The sequence below is a fragment of the Flavivirga spongiicola genome, assembly GCF_030540825.1.
Lineage (GTDB): Bacteria > Bacteroidota > Bacteroidia > Flavobacteriales > Flavobacteriaceae > Flavivirga > Flavivirga spongiicola.
In genome coordinates this window covers 1107070-1124378 of the sequence record NZ_JAUOEO010000001.1, presented here as the reverse complement: position 1 = coordinate 1124378, position 17309 = coordinate 1107070, and the positions used below count along the sequence as shown (strand labels likewise).

Here is a 17309-nt window from a genome sequence, read left to right as displayed (position 1 = left end):
TTTGGAATAAGTAACAGATCAAAGATAGATGAGTTTTTAAAATAAAATTATATTTGTTAACTAAACTTAATACATGAATAATAGAATATTAATAGCATTAGCCTTTCTTTTTGTGTTAAAACTAAATGCTCAAGAAACAATTATTTTTCCAAACCAAGACAGGAGAACTATTACTACAGGAGTGCCGTTTTTACAAATTGCATCAGATGCCCGTGCAGCTGGTATGGCCGATATGGGTGTTGCAACCTCTGTTGACGCATTTTCACAGCAATGGAATTCATCTAAATATGTGTTTTCGGAAACTAAATCAGGTATTGGAGTAAGTTATACGCCTTACTTAAGTAAATTGGTAAATGATATTTTTTTAGGAAATGTTACGTATTTTAATCGTTTAGATGAACGTAGTGCATTTGCAGTAAGTTTAAGGTATTTTTCTTTAGGAGATATTGAGTTTGTAAATGGTCCAGATGATACACCTAGGGTGCAAAAACCTAATGAGTTGTCTCTTGATGCATCCTACGCTTTAAGGCTATCAGATCAATTTGCTATGTCTGTAGCAATGCGTTATTTACGTTCGGATTTACGTATACAAGGAGTAGGCGGAGATATCAAACCAGCAAGTACGTTTGGTGTGGATATTTCTGGTTTTTATCAAAGTGAAGAAGAAGCTTATGCCGATTTTAATGGACGATGGCGAGGTGGGTTTGCTATTCAGAATATAGGACCAAAGTTTAAATATGATGAAGGTGGTGAAGAGAATTTTCAACCTACAACCTTGCGTTTAGGAGGTGGATTCGACTTTATATTTGATGATTATAATAAAATTGCTGTAACTGCAGAAATAGGAAAACTATTGGTGCCAACACCACCTGTTTATGGGTATGTTGATGCAGACGGTAATGAGTCACAAGCAACAGATGGTAGTGAGCCAACAATCATCGTTGAAGGTAAAGATCCCGATGTTAGTTTTTTAACAGGAATGTTTCAGTCATTTGGTGATGCGCCAGACGGCTTTAGTGAGGAGTTAAAGGAGTTTACATGGTCATTAGGGGCAGAATACGTATATCAAGATTCTTTTGCTTTCAGAGCTGGTTACTTTAATGAAAGTGAAGATAAAGGTGCTAGAAAGTTTTTGGCATTAGGAGCTGGTTTTAAAGCTAATGTTGTAAATATTGATTTGTCATACTTGTTTTCAGCGTCTAAAGTGCAAAGTCCTTTAGAGAATACATTACGTTTCTCATTAACCTTTAATATTGGTGCAGATGCATATAATGAGTATTAATTAAAGCTATAATAAAAGGATATTAAAAACTATTGTTCATTGAGCAATAGTTTTTTTGTTTATAATATTTGTAAATTTATTTAATACATTTTGAATATGAAGGAAATAAAAATAGAGACAACACTATATATTTACCAAGGTTTAGACGAGCTTCCAAAGGAAATCATTTTGCTAATGCAAAAAGCTTTTGGAGCTCGTGAAAATGCTTACGCTCCCTATTCAAGCTTTAATGTGGGAGCGGCACTATTGTTGGATAATGGTGAAATAATTACTGGTAGTAATCAGGAAAATGCATCGTACCCATCAGGGCTATGCGCAGAACGCACTGCAATTTATTATGCAGGCTCACAATACCCAAAGGCAAAAATAATCCGCATGGCTATTTCGGCAGGATCAAAAAATAATCAAACGACTAAGCCTATCCCTCCTTGTGGTGCCTGTAGGCAAGCTATTGCCGAATATGAAGTGAAACAGGATACCCCTATAGAAATTTATTTTATGGGAGAAACGGGAAAAGTTGCTAAATCCAATTCTCTCGCAAACTTGTTGCCTCTAGTTTTTGATAAATCAGTGCTTTAACACTGAAGTGTTTTAAATTCATAATTTTTTTTAAATAATATAACATTCAATATAAAAAATTATTAAATAAGCAATCTTGCCTGTAAAGTGTTTTTTTTTTGATATTTTTTTTACTTTAATGAATTTACGTTTTTGCAATAACGAGCAATGTATTACTTTTGTATTTGCTTAATTAAAACCTAATATTAGTCGATGCAAAAAATCACTAAAGAGACATACCTAAAATGGTATGAGGATATGCTGTTTTGGAGAAAGTTTGAAGATAAACTGGCAGCTGTTTATATACAACAAAAAGTAAGAGGATTTCTTCATTTATATAATGGTCAAGAAGCAGTTTTAGCAGGTGCTTTACATGCTATGGATTTGACAAAAGATAAAATGATTACAGCTTATAGAAATCATGTACAGCCAATAGGTATGGGTGTCGATCCCAGACGTGTTATGGCAGAGTTATATGGTAAAGCTACAGGGACTTCACAAGGACTAGGAGGCTCCATGCACATATTTTCTAAAGAACATCGTTTTTATGGAGGTCATGGTATCGTAGGAGGACAAATTCCTTTAGGAGCAGGTATTGCTTTTGGTGATAAATATCATGGTAGCGATGCTGTAACGTTATGTTGTTTTGGAGATGGCGCAGCTAGACAAGGATCACTTCATGAGACTTTTAATTTAGCAATGCTTTGGAAACTTCCAGTAGTGTTTGTTTGCGAAAACAATGGTTATGCTATGGGAACGTCGGTAGAACGTACTGCAAATCATGGTGAAATATGGAAATTAGGTAAAGGTTATGAAATGCCATGTGGACCAGTTGATGGTATGAATCCTATAAAAGTAGCTGAAGCATTTGATGAAGCTATACAACGTGCACGACGTGGTGAAGGACCTACGTTTTTAGAGTTGAAAACATATCGATATAGAGGACACTCTATGAGTGATGCACAGCATTATAGAACTAAAGATGAAGTGGAAGAATACAAGAAAATTGATCCTATTACTCAAGTGAAAGACATTATTCTTGAAAAGAAATATGCTAGTGAAGATGCTATTAAAGTGATTGATAAGCGCGTAAAAGATTTGGTTTCTGAATGTGAGAAATTTGCTGAAGAATCACCATTTCCAGATAAGAATGTGATGTACGATGTCGTTTACGAACAAGAAGATTATCCATTTATACAACATAAATTATAAGCTATGGCTATAGTAATTAATATGCCGCGTTTAAGCGACACCATGGAAGAAGGAACGGTTGCAGCTTGGTTAAAGCAAGTAGGCGATAAAGTTGAAGAAGGTGATATTCTTGCAGAAATAGAAACGGATAAAGCAACTATGGAGTTTGAATCTTTTAACGAAGGTACTTTACTTCATATTGGTGTTCAAGAAGGAGAAACAACCAAAGTAGATGAGTTATTAGCTATCATTGGAGATGAAGGTGAAGATATAACAAGTTTATTAAGTGGAGGTAACACATCTACCGAAGTAAAAGAAGAAGCTGCTCCAGCTGAAACAAATGATGCGCCTGCAAAGGTTGAGTCATCTGCAAATGTTGCATTGCCAGAAGGCGTTATTGTTGTAACCATGCCACGTTTAAGCGATACTATGGAGGAAGGAACCGTTGCAACATGGCTTAAAAAAGTAGGTGATACTGTTGAAGAAGGTGATATACTAGCCGAAATTGAAACGGATAAAGCGACCATGGAGTTTGAATCGTTTCAAGCGGGAACATTACTTCATGTAGGATTGCAAGAAGGAGAATCGGCAAAAGTAGATGACCTATTAGCTATTATCGGTCCTGCTGGAACCGATGTTGCAAATGTTGCAAGCAACTTTAAAGTAGATTCAGGTTCAACAAAAACTGAAGAAGCTCCTAAAAAAGAGGCTCCTAAAGCAGAGGTTGTAAAACCAAGTGCACCAGTTGCTGTAACATCAACAAGTGGTGGCCGATTATTCGCGTCCCCATTAGCTAAAAAGATAGCAGAAGAAAAAGGTATTAATTTATCTCAAGTCCAGGGTTCTGGAGAAAATGGACGCATCATCAAGCAAGACGTTGAGAATTTTGTTCCAGCTTCTTCAGGAACATCCGTTGGTAAATTTGTCCCAACAGGGCAAGAAGATTTTGATGAGGTTACTAACTCACAGATGCGTAAAGCCATTGCTAAGGCATTAACGAATTCGAAATTTACTGCACCACATTATTATTTAAATGTAGAGTTTGATATGGAAAATGCGATAGCGTTCCGTAAACAATTTAACTCTATTCCAGATACAAAAATATCATACAATGATATCGTTGTTAAAGCTTGTGCATTAGCATTAAAACAGCACCCACAAGTAAATTCACAATGGTTCGCGGATAAAATGCGTTTAAATAACCATGTTCATGTTGGAGTAGCAGTTGCCGTTCCAGATGGACTTGTAGTTCCTGTGGTTAAGTTTGCTAACGAACAATCATTGCCACAAATAGGAGCGGCAGTTAAAGATCTTGCAGGAAAAGCCAGAAACAAAAAATTAACTCCAGCCGAAATGGAAGGTAGTACATTTACAGTTTCTAATTTAGGTATGTTTGGTATAGAAAGTTTTACGTCTATTATCAATCAACCAAATTCGGCCATTCTTTCTGTAGGAAATATTATTGAGAAACCAGTAGTTAAAGAAGGTAAAATAGTTGTTGGAAATACTATGAAATTGTCTTTAGCCTGTGACCATAGAACGGTTGATGGTGCTACGGGAGCACAATTTCTTCAAACATTAAAAGACTATATTGAAAACCCGGTAACTATGTTGGTATAATAAATTCCTGCGAAGGCAGGAATCTTTTCATAAAAAAAACCTGTTTTATTCGTTTGAAACAGGTTTTTTTTATCTTTAAACTCTAATAAATTTACGATGAAAAAACTATTGAGTATTATAATAACCATAACATTTTTAAGTTGTGGAGGGCAAAAAGAAATCTCGGGAGTAAAAAAAACGAGTGAAGAGAGTCATAATATACTAGCTTTAAAAGAAAATGTAAAGTCGAGTTTAGAGTATTTAGCTTCTGATGCTTTAGAAGGAAGAAATACAGGGACTGCAGGCATTGAAAAAGCAGCTGTTTTTATCGAAAACTTTTTTAAAGAAAATAAGGTTCAGCCGTATTATGAAACTTACAGAGATAGCTTTAATTTAGATAACATTGTAGGTTATAATATTGTGGGATATATTGAAGGGCATGATTCAGAACTGAAAAACGAATTTGTAATACTTGGGGCTCACTACGATCATATAGGTACAGCAGAATCTGTAAATGGGGATAGTATTGCCAATGGAGCCAATGACGATGCCTCTGGTACGGTGGCAGTTATGGAATGGGCTAAATACTTTTCTAAATCAAAAAGCAATAAACGGAGCATTTTATTTACATTATATGCGGCCGAGGAAATGGGGCTAAAAGGTTCTGGTCATTTGGCAAAACGATTGAAAGATGAAGCGCTTAATTTATATACCATGATTAATTTTGAAATGATAGGAGTTCCAAGAGCAGAAAATGAAACCATGGCTTATATTACAGGTTATAAAAAATCCAATATGGCAGAGAAACTAAATGATTATGCAAAAGGGGACATCGTTGGCTTTTTAGCACAAGCCAAAGCGTATAATCTGTTTATGCGCTCTGATAATTATCCTTTCTTTAACGCGTTTAAAATACCAGCTCAAGCGATATCTACTTTTGATTTTACAAACTTTGATTATTACCACCATGTAGACGATGAGACCGATAAAATGGATTTTGAACACATGACATCTTTTATAAATAAAATGATTCCAGCTTTAGAGGGTATGATTAATGCCGAAACAAAAGAAATTAAAATGAACAATGAATAAAAACATAATTATAACAGGAACAAGTAGAGGTATTGGTTTCGAGTTGGTTCAATTATTTGCTAAAGCTGGGCATAATATATTAGCATTATCTAGAAACAGTAAGCCCATAGAAAATCTTCAGTTAGAAAATGTGACGTCCTTTTCATTTGATTTAAGTAAAAATGATGATTATAAGAAAGTAGAAACCTTTATTAGTTCTCATTGGAACCAAGTAGATATTTTAATTAATAATGCAGGAGCTTTGCTTAATAAGCCTTTTTCTGAAACTTCAATGACCGATTTTGAAAAAGTATATAAGACCAATGTTTTTGGAGTATCAGAAATGACTCGAATTATATTACCATCTATGAAGCGTCATAGCCATGTTGTAACCATTAGTTCGATGGGTGGCGTTCAAGGAAGCATGAAATTCCCAGGATTAAGTGCTTATAGTTCTAGTAAAGCAGCTGTAATAACTCTAACAGAATTGTTAGCCGAAGAGTATAAAGAAACAGGACCAAGCTTTAATGTATTAGCTTTGGGAGCTGTGCAAACTGAAATGCTAGAAGAAGCTTTCCCAGGGTATGAAGCACCGACTACAGCATTAGAAATGGCACAATATATTTTTGATTTTTCGCTTAACGGAAATAAATATTATAACGGAAAACTACTTCAGGTTTCTAGTTCTACGCCTTAAACTAAGTTCTACTAATTTTAAAGTAGATTACAGTTGAACATGGCTACTAAAAAGATGGCTGTAATACCTATTGGGTTTCAAAATGAGACATATCATTCGTTTAGGTTGCTATCTTTTATTTTGGAATTTTTTTAAGAATTTACCCACATAAAAAGAAACGAAAAAATAACCTTCATTTTTATATCCATCTCTAATTTTTTGAAAAGCAATTCGGATTTGAGATTCTACGGTTTTTTGTGAGATATCTAATTTTTGAGCAATTTCTTTATATTTCAAACCATCTCTTTTGCTTAAAAGGAGGATTTCTTTACAGCGAGGAGGCAGGTCTTGTACAAGTTTTAATAGTTTTTTTAATCTCTTTTGCCCTTCTTTTTCATCATCATGAACCCTCGTTTTTAAAGCAGATGTTTTTAATTCATCTAGAACTTTATTTCTAAATTTATCTTTTCTATATTGATCTATATATAGCCTATATGCTAATGTGAAAAGATAGTTTTTTAATGATGAATTTTCTAATAAGTCTTTTCTTTTATTCCATAAAATAATAAAAGCTTCTTGAACAATATCTTTAGCTTTATCTTCATCGTAAGTAAATGTCTTGGTGTAAGTTAATAAAGGTTTATAGAATTTTTGAAAAATTAATTTAAATGCTATATCATCATTTTTCTTAATTTTTGAAATTAATTTTAATTCTGTCATGACAGTATAAAAGAAATGTTAAATTATTGAATATCTGTTTCTATTCATAACCTGTAATATTATCAATAATAAGTCTATTTTAAAGAGCAAATGTAACCTACGCGACTCTTTTATCAAAATTTGCTACGAAACTGAATGAATCCATTGCTGTAATTTTAACCAAAACTAAATTAATATTTTATATTATAATATTACGGATATTCAATTAAATTTTATATCGGAAAGTATTTTGAAATACAGCTTCTGCTAATATCATTGAATTTTTAAAAAATGAATGATAAGAAAGTTAAAGCAATAAAATGATTTTTAATATAAAAAATAAACTCTACTAACTTCAACATATTGTAGATAGTAACATGTTTTTGAATGACAGTTTTTGATGTAATATGAAAATAATTTTTTTTTTTTTAAGGGTATTTAATAAGCTATACGTTTAATAAATAAAGTCGTACGTTTAATCGTATATTTTTATTTAGAATTAATATGAATTTTATAAAAAACAAGCATCTTGGATAATATTATTAGAAAATATTTTCTTGACAGTATTAGCACATCAGAGTTGAATTTGCTATTAGAATGGTTGAAGAATGAGGAAAATGAAAAGGTGTTTAAAAGATATGCAAGAGAATGCTATGATTTAGACCTTGCCCTACAAGAAGTTGATGTTGATTATGAATATCAAATATTAATAAATAAAATAAGATATAAGAAAAGCTTTTATCAAAAATGGGGTAAATGGGCTGCTGTTTTTGTAGGAGTTATTGGGCTTAGCTGGTTCTTTATGCTAAATGATTCTACACCAAAGACTAGTATAGATAATAATGCAATTACTTTAAAATTAGATAATGGTGATATTAAAATTGTTACTGAAGATGGAAATGAGAAAATTTTAAATAAAAAAGGAGAAATTGTTAGTGTTAAAGAAGGTGATGAGCTTAATTATAATAAATTAAGTGACGAGCAAAATAGTGAGAAACTGGTCTTTAACGAATTAAATATTCCTTATGGGAAAAAAATGAAGATTGTTTTATCTGATGGAAGTTTAGTTCATTTAAATGCGGGTAGTACATTGAAGTATCCTGTTAAATTTTTGAACGGGATGGAACGAAAAGTTTTTTTAAGTGGCGAAGCGTATTTTGATATAGCTAAGGATAAACTGCACCCTTTTATTGTAAATACCCAAAATATAAATGTTCAAGCTTTAGGAACTAAATTTAATGTTAATTCTTATAAAGAAGATAATGAAATAAGCACTGCTTTGGTAGAAGGTTCTGTTGGTGTTTATAACGTAGACGAAAAGTTTGATGCGAAAGCTTCTACTGTATTAATGCCAGGTTATAAAGCTTCTTGGAATAAATCAGAAAATAGAATGAACATAAATGAAGTTGATATTGAAGAATATATAGCTTGGACTAAAGGTCAATTACTATTTAAATCAAAATCATTTTCTGATATTATTAAAGTTTTAGAAAGAACTTATGATGTAACCATAATAAACAATTACCAATTTTTAAATGAAGAGCGTTTCATTGCAAAGTTTGACACAGAAACCATAGAACAAATACTTATTTCATTTCAAAACAGCGAGAAATTTTCATATAAAATAAATGAAAATAAAATAACAATAGATAAACCTAACTAAAAAAAACGCCAATGATAAAAAACTAACAATTAGATAATTTAGAACAAGATCTTATTGTAAAAAAAAATCGAGAAGTATTGGAGTACTCCCCGATTAGACAATAAGATTTAATCAATGTGAAACAATTTATTAACTAAATCAATACAAAAGTATGGAAAAATCCTTTACTAAGAGGTTATATTTAAATATCCTCCCTAAATTGAGTTTAAAAATGAAATTAACAATATTATTAATATTCTTTTCTCTTTTTAAAATTCAAGCTGAGTCATATTCTCAAAATACTAAAATCACACTTAATTTACAATCGGTAAAGATTATTACAGTATTAGAGACTATAGAATCCTTATCAGAATTTAAGTTTTTAACAAATGAAAAATTAATTGATCAAACTCGTTTAGTTTCAATCAATGTTAAAAATAAACGGATTTATAAAATATTAGATGAGTTATTTGCAAATCAAGATATAACATATAATGTTGTTGATAGGCAAATTATTTTAGCAAAAAATGATTTAAAGAATCAGGCTGTTAAAAGGTTAATTCCTCAAAAGAATGAGCAGCAAAATCAAGAAAAAGAAATAAAAGGAACCGTTAAAGATGAGGGAGGAAACCCTTTGCCTGGTGTTACTGTTCTTATTTTAGGTACAACAAATGGCGTCGCAACAGATTTTAACGGAGAATATTCAATTAAGGTTTCGGTTGGTGAGGCTTTGCAGTTTTCCTTTTTAGGATTAAAAACTAAAATAGTTACTGTTGGAGAATCTGATACTATTGATGTGGTTTTAGAGGAAGATACAGATACATTAAATGAAATAGTTGTTACAGCATTAGGTATTAGAAAAGAAGCCAAAAAACTTGGATATTCGTTACAAACTGTAAAAGGAGAAGATCTTTCTAAAGTTAGAAGTGCTAATATTGCCAATACGCTTTCTGGTAGAGTTACTGGTGTACAAATTAATCAAAACGGTTCTGGTATTGGAGGTTCGGCTTCTGTAACCGTTAGAGGGATTACCTCATTAGTACCTGGTCAAAACTCTGCCTTAATTGTTGTAGATGGTGTTATTTTAGATGGTGGTGGCTTAGGTCAAGGTAGTTTTTCTGGAGGTTTGGATTATGGTAATGCTTTGTCTGACATTAACCCTGATGATGTACAGAGTGTTAATGTTTTAAAAGGTGGTAATGCTACAGCACTTTATGGTTATAGAGGAGCAGCGGGTGTTATTGTCATCACTACAAAAAAAGGTAAAGTTGGAAAAATGAAAGTGGATTTATCTTCTTCTGTAACATTTGATAATGTTCTAGTTTCCCCTAAGCTACAAAATAGTTATGGGCAAGGTCGTTTTGATGTGCCTTCTAGTCAATTGGTTTACGATATAACTCGACCAGGAAGCTGGGGACCAGCATTAGATGGTAGTTCACGTGAACGTTTTGACGGAGTAGGTACTGCACCATATAGTGCTAATCCAGGAGACTTTAAAGATTTCTATGGAACTGGCTCAACAATAATAAACTCAATAGCATTATCTGGAGGAGCAGATAATATAAATTATAGGCTATCTTATACCAATTTATTTAATCAACCTATTTTAAACGGAAGCGATTATAGACGTCATTCATTATCATTAAATACGACTGCCGATGTGACTGATAAATTAACAGTGCAAGCTAAAATAGCCTATGTGAAAAATAGTGCAGAAAACAGATCGGATATTACAGATGGTCAAGCAAATACAGTTAGGAGTTTAATATTGAAATCTAGAAATATTTCTAACGCAGATTTAGCTGCTAATTTTGTTAAAGATGATGGTACGCCAAATAATTTTGGTGGAGGAAGCTTTACAATGAACCCTTATTATGCTGTTAATAATAAATTAAATGAAGATACTAAAAACAGGTATACAGGTTTATTAAGTGCGACATATAAATTTACTAATGACTTATCTGGAACTGTAAGATATTCTCAAGATCAAAGTAATTATGAAGCATCCATTTTTAAAGGAATAGGGGTATTTGATAATGCACCTTCTGGAGAATTAGTAGAAATTACACAACAAACTACGACCTCAAATTATGATTTTTTACTATCGTATAATAAAGATATAACTAATAAAATATCATTAAATTCAACTTTTGGTTATAGTGGTTTTGAAAATAGATCAAAATCAACTAGAGTACAGGCTAATGATTTATTAGATCCTTCTCTATTCTCCGTTAATAATTTTGCAAATAAAGGAGTTAGTACGACGTTAAATCGTTTTAAATCTCAGTCTTTATTTGGTTCAGTACAGTTTGGTTTTAATAATTATGCTTTTATTGAAGTAACTGGTAGAAATGACTGGAGTTCAACATTACCTGTAGACAACAATTCGTTCTTTTATCCTTCTGTAGGGTCAAGTTTTTTATTACATGAAATTTTTAATTTTGAAAGTGATAACGTTAATTCTTTTAAACTAAGAGCTAGTTGGGCTAAAACTGGTAATGCAACTCAACCATATAGAACTAGGTCAGTATATAATGTTTCCTCTAACCCATATAATGGGCTTTCACTGTTCTTTTTAAGTAACCCAACTTTAGGAGCAGGTCCTGCAGAAGAAGGAGCAGGTCCAGGTGCTATAATTCCAAATGCGAATTTAGTTGCTGAATTATCATCAGAATATGAATTTGGTTTTGATGCAAAATTTTTCAATAATAGGTTAGGTTTAGATGTTACATATTATAATAAGGATACAAAAAACCAAATATTGTCAATTTCCCTACCACCAACTTCTGGTGCACAAGGTAAAATAGTAAATGCAGGTTTAGTAAATAATAGTGGTATCGAAATAGCTTTAACAGGAACACCTATAAAAACTGAAAACTTTGAATGGAATACAGCATTTAATTATAGCAAAAATGAAAATAAAATTGAAAGACTTGTAGAAGGCTTACCAACGGTTATTCTTGCAAGACAATTTAACGATAATGTACAGTTAGTTGCTACCGAAGGTAGTTTATATGGAGATTTAAGAGGTACAACATTCTCTCGTGATGACCAAGGCCGCGTTATGTATGATGATACTGGTTTGCCTATAATTGGTGAGCTTGGTGATATAGGTAATGTAACGCCAGATTTTTTACTTGGTATAAATAATACATTCACTTATAAAAATTTCCAATTAGGAGTTTTAGTTGATATTAAATCTGGAGGTGATATATATTCTTTTACAGATCTAGTAGCCAGTACAAATGGAAATGATATTAGAACCTTAGAAGGAAGAGATTTTTATACAGGCGGCACTGGTATATTAGTACCGGATGATGCAGTTGTTGTTGGTACATTAAGCCCAACTGTAGCAGCCAGAGGTGTAGGCTCTGCTAATTATTTTAATAGATTAGGTCAAATTTCAGAAAACTGGATTACGGACGGTAGTTTTGTTAAGTTAAGACAAGTATCATTAAGTTATAATATACCTTCTAGCTTACTTGATAAATTATCTATTGATAGTGCATCAATTAGCTATATAGGTAGAAACTTGGCAATCTTACATAAAAATACTCAAAATTATGATCCAGAGGTTGGTTTTAATACTGGTATTCAGGGGATAGAGATTTATGATTTCCCTTCTACTTCTAGTCATGGTATTAAGTTATCTGTATCGTTTTAATAAAAAAATTTAGATATTATGAAAAAAATAATTAAAATAAATTTTAAAAGCATCAAGGTGCCAACATTTAGTATTGTATTAGTGCTTGGACTTTTACTTTCTTCATGCACAGATGATTTTGAGCAAATTAACGTGAACCCAAATTTACCTGCTGAAGCCACTTCTGCATCATTATTGGGAGCTGTAGAATATTTTACATTTGCTGAACCTCGATTTGTTACTTGGAGAGGTAACTTATTAACGACGTCTCAATTTTCGCACCAGTTCTCAACGAAAGTTGCTGGAAGTTGGTGGTCAGGGTCAGATAATTATACTCCAGATCCAGCTTGGGGAAATGTAACGTTTGATAAATCATTTACAAGGAGTGGTTTAATTATGCGTAATTTATTAATTCAATATGGTAATGAAAATGACGCAAATGGTCAAGCAATGATGAAAATAATTATGTCCTTATTTCATCAAAGGGCGACTGATAATTTTGGAAGTATTCCTTATTCTGAAGTTATATTGCCTCAATTGGAAGTTGATCCTCCTAAATACGATACTCAAAAAGATATCTATAAGGCTATTCTTGAGGATTTGAAAAGTCAGATGGATGCTCTAGGCAGTTCTACTACAACTATAGGTGGTGCAGCAGGAGATTTTATTTATGAAGGAGATCCACAAAAATGGAAAGTTTTAGCTAATACATTACGTTTACGTATGGCATTAAGAAGTAGAGATGCTTTTAATGCAGATGGTGAAAGTGCATTTATTGATGGTGTTATAGCAGATTGTTTATCAAACACATTAATAGACGGAACAAATGAAGCAACATTGACACGTTCTGAAGGTGCTTTAACCAATGCTAATCTTGATGGTGGTTTTGAAGATGTGTTTTGGGGATTTGGAGCTGGAGCAGGCGGAACAGGTGTAACAGGATCTAAATGGATTCTGACGGAGAAATTAGTTGCTTTTATGAGAGATAATAATGATCCTAGATTAACACAAATAGCAACTGAGGCTGAGAATGGAGGCTACTCAGGAGGTTTTATTAATTCAAGAACAGCAGCAGTATGGGAAGATGTGTCTAAACCTTCGGAAAGAATAGTTGGAACTGCTTTTGACGAAATTTCAGGTATGGCACCTGTAATGGTTTTAACAGCAGCAGAATCTTACTTCTTGCAAGCCGAAGCTGCATTGTTAGGCTATGGTGGAGATGCTAATAGTTTGTATCAAAGTGGTATTTTAGCGAGTATATCCTTTTGGGGTGCAGATGCAGGTACTTTTATAGCAGATGAGGCTATAGCTACTTTGAGCGGTACAACCGAAGATCAATTAAACCAAGTTTGGAACCAAAGATGGTTAGCATCTTTAACAAATGGTTATGAAAGTTGGGCATTGGTAAGAAGAGCAGATCTAATTCCTCAAATAACAGATAATGTTAATTTTTGGGTAACAGAGCCGAACAATGGTAATGTCCCTAAAAGATTTCCATATTCTCCTACAGAGAAAACCTCTAACACTGTTAATGTGGACGCAGCAATAGCCGAACAAGGTCCAGATCTTATGACTACAGCACTTTGGTGGGATGTTAATTAATATTGAATTATTCTTAAAGCCTCATACATCTATCTTCATAAATGAGTATTTGAGTTAGTTTGGTTAGTAGTTAGTTGATTAGATAAGCGAGGGATGCAAATAATCCCTCGTTTATTTTACCTATAAACAATACCTATAAATATAAACCATATTGTTTTGGATATGAATAACATATCTCATATGATGGCAGGTACGTTTGAAGAAACACGTTTTTAAAAAATTCATAATGTGATTTTTGAAGGGTTAATGAAGGATCTATTGAAGATGCCATTTAATAAGAATAAAAGATAAATCTTGTGTTTTGGCTTGGCTAAGAACGCTTTGCTAATTATGCTTTTATTGAGACGTTTAGAAGATATTATTTTTAAAATTTTATGTCAAAAACTAATATCATAAAATTATCTATATGAAAATTATAAGAAGAAGTATAATCATTTATATTTTAATAATATCACATTTTTGTGTCAATGCGCAAACAAAGTTGTCAGAAAAATACAATTTAATGCCTTGGCCAGAAGAAGTTGTAGATAATGATCAAAAATTTAGTATTGACGAAAATTTTACCATCGCAGTAAATAAAGATAAGATTAATGATAGGTTATTTAATGCTACGACAAAATTTTTAAGGAGATTGTCTGGAAGAACAGGTGTTTTTATTGATAAAGGTTTTGCATTAACAGCTAATCAGATAAAAAAAGCATCATTACGAATAAATTATGAAAGAGAGGGGGAATTAGAATTACATGAAAACGAATCTTACCAGTTAACAGTACTAAGTAGTCAAATAATTTTAACAGCAAAAACCGATATCGGTATATTGAGGGGTTTAGAAACTTTACTACAACTTAGTGCTAATACTAAAACTGAATATTTTTTTCATGGAGTAACTATTAAAGACTCGCCAAGGTTCACTTGGCGAGGTTTAATGATAGATGTAGCAAGACATTATCAACCATTAAATGTATTGAAAAGAAACCTAGATGCTATGGCTGCTGTAAAAATGAATGTTTTTCATTGGCACTTATGTGACGATCAGGGTTTTAGAGTTGAGGTTAAAGCGTTGCCTAAGTTGCACCAACTAGGTTCAGATGGGCAATATTACACACACAATCAAATTAAAGAAATTGTAAATTATGCTTCAAATTTGGGTATTCGTGTTGTTCCAGAGTTTGATGTGCCTGGACATGCATCAGCTATTTTAACAGCTTACCCGGAGATAGGTAGTAAAGATATAACCTATAAAATAGAGCGTAGAGCTGGTGTTTTCGACCCTACATTAGACCCAACAAATGATAAAACATATCAAGTAATAGATGCACTTTTCTCTGAGATTTCTCAATTATTTCCTGATAAATACTTTCATATTGGTGGTGATGAAAATAAAGGAAAACATTGGGATGAAAATATTAAAATACAAAATTTTAAGAAAAAGAAGGGTTTTAAAACAAACCATGAGCTACAAACCTATTTTAATATAAAAATTCAAGATATTCTTAAAAAGAATAATAGAACTATGATGGGGTGGGACGAAATTTTTCAACCTAACCTACCAAAAGATGTTGTTATACATTCTTGGAGAGGAAATGAAGCTATGTTAAAATCAGCAAAACTTGGGTATAAAACAATATTATCTAAAGGTTATTATATAGATTTATTAGAATCAATAAAAACACACTATAGCACAGAGCCCATACCTAATAATCATGACTTGAGCGAGGATCAGGTAAAAAATATTTTAGGAGGAGAAGCCACCATGTGGGGAGAACTGGTAACACCTGTTTCTATAGATTCTAGGATTTGGCCAAGAACAGCTGCTATTGCAGAACGATTTTGGTCTGTAAAATCGGTTAATAATATCGATAATATGCTGAAAAGATTAGAGAGTGTTAGTTTTAAATTAGAAGAATTAGGTATTACCCATATAAGAAACAGAGATGTTATTTTGCGTAACATTAGCAATAATCAAGACATAACATCTTTAATTGTATTATCAAAAATATGCGAACCCTTAAAAGCATATGAAAGAAAAAAAGGAGGGACCATTTATAAGTCATTTTCACCTTTTACTCGTTTTATAAACGCTTGTACTCCTGATGCTTTAGATGCTATTTCTTTTAATAAAAAGGTCGATAGTTTTATTGTGAATTCTAATGATCAAAGCTATAAGGACGACTTAGTATACTTCTTTGATAAATGGGTGTCTAATAATGAGGCCTTTATAAAAATAAATAACAATCCTATGCTAAATCAATTAGCTCCTCTGTCAAAAAATTTAGCAGATCTCTCAATTTTATTAAAAAAAGGAATGTCACAAAAATTAAACAAAGAAGAGTTTAAGATTGTTTCTAAATACATGAATAATCTTAACAAACCATTTTCAGACACAGAATTGGCTATTATAGACGGATTAAATAAAATAATATCAACTTTAAAATAATAAAACATTGACAAATAATAGATTTTTTTTCTTACTGATTTTTACAAGTATTTTTTCTTCATGTGAAAAAAAAGAGTTGAGTAACTCTAGCTTTGATTTTACTAAAGAATCGCTTTTCACTGCTGGAATAGAAGGACCTGCAGTTGATAGTAAAGGCAATTTGTATGCAGTAAACTTTAAAGAAGAAGGTACCATAGGTATTGTAAATGAAAAAGGTGAAAGTTCTTTGTTTACTACTTTACCTAATGGAAGTATTGGTAACGGTATTCGGTTTGACAAAGATGACAATATGTATATAGCAGATTATGTTAAGCATAACATATTATTTGTAAAAAAGGGATCAACAGAGGCGGTAGTTTTTGCACATGATTCTATAATGAATCAACCCAATGATGTAGCTATTGCACCTAATGGCACATTATATGCCAGTGATCCAAACTGGAAAGATGGAACAGGAAACTTATGGATGATTTCTAACAAAAAATTTGTCCTTTTAGAAAAAGATATGGGTACTACTAATGGTGTTGAAGTGAGCCCTGATGGAAAAAAACTTTATGTAAATGAATCTGTACAGCGAAACATTTGGGTTTACGATATAACAAGTCAAGGAAAACCAATCAATAAAAAGTTATTTAAATCATTTAAAGATTTTGGTTTAGATGGTATGCGTTGTGATAGTATAGGTAATTTATATATATGTAGATATGATAAAGGTACTGTGTTAATAGTATCACCAAAAGGGGAGGTTTTAAGAGAAATAAGGTTAAAAGGTAAAAAACCTACTAACATTGCTTTTGGAGGTAACGATAAAAAGCAATGTTTTATAACAGTTGCTGACAGGGGATGTATTGAAACATTTTTTTCTGAATATTCTGGTAGAAGTTTTAATAATTTAAATTAGTTAAAAAA

12 protein-coding genes are annotated in these 17309 nt (G+C 32.1%); 11 read left to right on the top strand and 1 reads right to left on the bottom strand.

Features of this window, described 5'->3' with window-relative positions; genetic code table 11:
* Positions 1-73 precede the first annotated feature (73 nt).
* The 6 genes from porV (at position 74) to Q4Q47_RS04265 (ending at position 6398) form a co-directional block, all read left to right on the top strand.
* On the top strand, positions 74-1282 hold the full coding sequence (porV, locus tag Q4Q47_RS04290; protein ID WP_303305411.1) for a type IX secretion system outer membrane channel protein PorV: 1209 nt from the start codon (positions 74-76) through the stop codon (positions 1280-1282).
* Positions 1283-1378: 96 nt separating this feature from the next.
* Positions 1379-1861: a cytidine deaminase gene (gene cdd / locus Q4Q47_RS04285; protein ID WP_303305410.1), complete on the top strand. Its 483-nt coding sequence runs from the start codon at positions 1379-1381 to the stop codon at positions 1859-1861.
* Positions 1862-2053: 192 nt separating this feature from the next.
* A complete protein-coding gene (gene pdhA / locus Q4Q47_RS04280; protein WP_303305409.1) occupies positions 2054-3052 on the top strand; it encodes a pyruvate dehydrogenase (acetyl-transferring) E1 component subunit alpha in 999 nt (332 codons plus the stop codon).
* Between the two features lie 3 nt (positions 3053-3055).
* Complete coding sequence (locus tag Q4Q47_RS04275) at positions 3056-4651, top strand: pyruvate dehydrogenase complex dihydrolipoamide acetyltransferase (RefSeq protein ID WP_303305408.1); 1596 nt, start codon at positions 3056-3058, stop codon at positions 4649-4651.
* 96 nt (positions 4652-4747) lie between these two features.
* Positions 4748-5722: a M28 family metallopeptidase gene (locus Q4Q47_RS04270; RefSeq protein WP_303305407.1), complete on the top strand. Its 975-nt coding sequence runs from the start codon at positions 4748-4750 to the stop codon at positions 5720-5722.
* Positions 5715-6398 (top strand): SDR family NAD(P)-dependent oxidoreductase, encoded by a 684-nt coding sequence (locus Q4Q47_RS04265; RefSeq protein ID WP_303305406.1) that lies wholly within the window; start codon positions 5715-5717, stop codon positions 6396-6398. The genes Q4Q47_RS04270 and Q4Q47_RS04265 overlap by 8 nt, the downstream gene beginning before the upstream one ends.
* 108 nt (positions 6399-6506) lie before the next feature.
* Here Q4Q47_RS04265 and Q4Q47_RS04260 read toward each other — a convergent pair whose 3' ends face one another.
* Positions 6507-7097 (bottom strand): RNA polymerase sigma factor, encoded by a 591-nt coding sequence (locus Q4Q47_RS04260; RefSeq protein ID WP_303305405.1) that lies wholly within the window; start codon positions 7095-7097, stop codon positions 6507-6509.
* Positions 7098-7605: 508 nt separating this feature from the next.
* On the opposite strand from Q4Q47_RS04260, the gene Q4Q47_RS04255 reads away from it, so the two are divergent.
* The 5 genes from Q4Q47_RS04255 (at position 7606) to Q4Q47_RS04235 (ending at position 17301) form a co-directional block, all read left to right on the top strand.
* Complete coding sequence (locus Q4Q47_RS04255; RefSeq protein ID WP_303305404.1) at positions 7606-8739, top strand: FecR family protein; 1134 nt, start codon at positions 7606-7608, stop codon at positions 8737-8739.
* Positions 8740-8950: 211 nt separating this feature from the next.
* A complete protein-coding gene (locus tag Q4Q47_RS04250; RefSeq protein WP_303305403.1) occupies positions 8951-12382 on the top strand; it encodes a SusC/RagA family TonB-linked outer membrane protein in 3432 nt (1143 codons plus the stop codon).
* An 18-nt stretch (positions 12383-12400) separates the two neighbouring features.
* Complete coding sequence (locus Q4Q47_RS04245; protein WP_303305402.1) at positions 12401-13963, top strand: SusD/RagB family nutrient-binding outer membrane lipoprotein; 1563 nt, start codon at positions 12401-12403, stop codon at positions 13961-13963.
* A gap of 406 nt (positions 13964-14369) precedes the next feature.
* Positions 14370-16400, top strand: a complete 2031-nt coding sequence (locus tag Q4Q47_RS04240; RefSeq protein ID WP_303305401.1) for a beta-N-acetylhexosaminidase — start codon at positions 14370-14372, stop codon at positions 16398-16400.
* Between the two features lie 76 nt (positions 16401-16476).
* The gene (locus tag Q4Q47_RS04235; protein WP_303305400.1) at positions 16477-17301 is read left to right on the top strand and encodes an SMP-30/gluconolactonase/LRE family protein; all 825 of its coding nucleotides are present in this window, start codon (positions 16477-16479) and stop codon (positions 17299-17301) included.
* Positions 17302-17309: the final 8 nt, after the last annotated feature.